Origin of the sequence: Paenibacillus periandrae (assembly GCF_022458865.1) — a bacterium.
In the GTDB taxonomy this organism is placed as follows: domain Bacteria; phylum Bacillota; class Bacilli; order Paenibacillales; family NBRC-103111; genus Paenibacillus_S; species Paenibacillus_S periandrae.
In genome coordinates, this window is sequence record NZ_JAJNMU010000078.1 from 1 (window position 1) to 1777 (window position 1777).

The following is a 1777-nucleotide window of genomic DNA, read 5'->3' on the forward strand; positions in this document are numbered from 1 at the left end:
AGCCGCCGAAGGTGGGGTAGATGATTGGGGTGAAGTCGTAACAAGGTAGCCGTATCGGAAGGTGCGGCTGGATCACCTCCTTTCTATGGAGATATTGTTCCTGTAACGGAACGTATCAGCAACACAAGCTGTCATGGACAGCAACCACTCACTCGTTGATCAGTTTTGAGAGGATAAACTTCTCTCTGCAAAGCTTGTTCCTTGAAAACTAGATACCGAAACAAAACAAATGTTTAGAGCAGCGTTACTTGACTTCGGTTGAGTAACATCCAAATAGATCTATCCTAACGGATAGGACTTATTAGCGGAATTGGTTAAGCTAATAAGAGCACACGGAGGATGCCTAGGCACTAGGAGCCGAAGAAGGACGTGGCGAACGACGAAATGCCTCGGGGAGCCGTAAGCAGGCTTGGATCCGGGGATGTCCGAATGGGGGAACCCGCATGAGGTAATGCTCATGTACCCGATAGTGAATACATAGCTGTCGAGGAGGCATACGAGGGGAACTGAAACATCTAAGTACCCTCAGGAGAAGAAAACAACAGTGATTCCGTCAGTAGCGGCGAGCGAACGCGGAACAGCCCAAACCTGAGAGCTTGCTCTCAGGGGTTGTGGGACGTCAAGATCGGGTTAGCAGAATAGGTGAAGCAGTCTGGAAAGGCTCATCACAGAGGGTAACAATCCCGTAACCGAAAATCTGCGAAACTTGTAGACGGATCCCGAGTACCGCGAGACACGTGAAACCTCGTGGGAATCCGGCAGGACCATCTGCCAAGGCTAAATACTCCCTAGTGACCGATAGTGAAGCAGTACCGTGAGGGAAAGGTGAAAAGAACCGCGGGAGCGGAGTGAAATAGAACCTGAAACCGTGTGCTTACAAAAAGTCAGAGCCCGTTTAAGGGTGATGGCGTGCCTTTTGTAGAATGAACCGGCGAGTTACGTTCCCGTGCAAGGTTAAGGTGAAGAGCCGGAGCCGCAGCGAAAGCGAGTCTGAATAGGGCGATTGTAGTACGTGGACGTAGACCCGAAACCGTGTGATCTACCCCTGCCCAGGGTGAAGGTGCGGTAACACGCACTGGAGGCCCGAACCCACGCATGTTGAAAAATGCGGGGATGAGGTGGGGGTAGCGGAGAAATTCCAATCGAACTCGGAGATAGCTGGTTCTCCCCGAAATAGCTTTAGGGCTAGCCTCGGAGTTTTAGAGTCGTGGAGGTAGAGCACTGATTGGGTGCGGGGCCCGCCAAGGGTTACCAAGTCCAGTCAAACTCCGAATGCCACAGACTTCTATCCGGGAGTCAGACCGTGAGTGCTAAGATCCATGGTCAAGAGGGAAACAGCCCAGACCATCAGCTAAGGTCCCCAAGTGCAGGTTAAGTGGGAAAGGATGTGGAGTTGCCCAGACAACCAGGATGTTGGCTTAGAAGCAGCCACCATTGAAAGAGTGCGTAATAGCTCACTGGTCGAGTGACTCTGCGCCGAAAATGTAACGGGGCTAAACCTGCCACCGAAGCTATGGCTCGAACAAGTAATTGTTCTTGGGTAGGGGAGCGTTGTGTAGAGGTTGAAGGTGTACCGTAAGGAGCGCTGGACACTACACAAGTGAGAATGCCGGTATAAGTAACGAAAAGACAAGTGAGAATCTTGTCCGCCGAAAGCCTAAGGGTTCCTGAGGAAGGCTCGTCCTCTCAGGGTAAGTCGGGACCTAACGCGAGGCCGAAAGGCGTAGTGGATGGACAACTGGTTGAAATTCCAGTACCACCGTGAACCGTTATGAGC

General features: G+C 51.8%; 2 rRNA genes. Both read left to right on the plus strand.

Going from position 1 to position 1777, the window contains the following annotated elements:
• A 16S ribosomal RNA gene (locus tag LRL21_RS44550) occupies window positions 1-83 on the plus strand; the annotation flags it as partial.
• 229 nt (window positions 84-312) lie between these two features.
• Window positions 313-1777 (plus strand): 23S ribosomal RNA (locus LRL21_RS44555); the annotation flags it as partial.